The sequence below is a fragment of the Mycobacterium sp. E2989 genome (assembly GCF_001667595.1).
In the GTDB taxonomy this organism is placed as follows: Bacteria; Actinomycetota; Actinomycetes; order Mycobacteriales; family Mycobacteriaceae; genus Mycobacterium.
In genome coordinates this window covers 1-668 of sequence record NZ_LZJX01000094.1, presented here as the reverse complement: position 1 = coordinate 668, position 668 = coordinate 1, and the positions used below count along the sequence as shown (strand labels likewise).

General features: G+C 69.0%; 1 pseudogene. It reads right to left on the bottom strand.

Annotation, left to right across the window (positions count from 1 at the left end):
• A pseudogene (locus A5680_RS26320) lies at window positions 1–256 on the bottom strand (lytic transglycosylase domain-containing protein); the annotation flags it as partial.
• Window positions 257–668: the final 412 nt, after the last annotated feature.

Sequence of the window (668 nt, the reverse complement as noted above, 5' to 3'; positions counted from 1 at the left end):
TCGACGGGTCACGCAGCGCGCGTTCGTCGGCGACGAGGTCGTCGGCCACTTGCGCCGGGTCGGACGCCAGCTGGGGCTGCGCGCCAAGGGGTGGATTCGGCGCCGCCGCAAGGGTTCTCGACGCGGCGGGGGTGGCGGACGCGGTGACCGCGGTTGAACCGGTCGCTGCGGGCTTGGCAGTCGACGCCGAGCAGGCGACGGCCGCGAATACGACCGCGCCGACGAGCGGCGCCGCGGCGGCACGGTTACGGCTCACTAGGTTCTCTTTCGTCGAGTTGCCGTGAACAGTCTTTCGCATCGACGGCCTCGACGGCAATGCCGTAACCGCCCCTGGCGAATGCCGTTTCGAGTTGCGGGCGGCCGCAGGCTATTTCACACTGGAGGATCGGCTTCCCAGCAGAGTGGAACAGTTACATGCCCGACCGCGAATGCACCGCCAGACGAACCGTGATTCGTCGAACTTCGGGCCGGGCGGACTCGAATTTCGCCCGTCGCCTTATCGGCCCGGTGATGATCGCGGCGACGGTCACGGCGCTTTTCGGCGCACCGGATACTCGCCCGCAGTTGCCGCCCGGGTGCGCGATCGGTTGGACCATGGTCGGCGGCGTGTTGATTTACGTGCCGGACTGCACGCATCGGTCGCCCGCTCCACCGCCGCCGCCGGACGG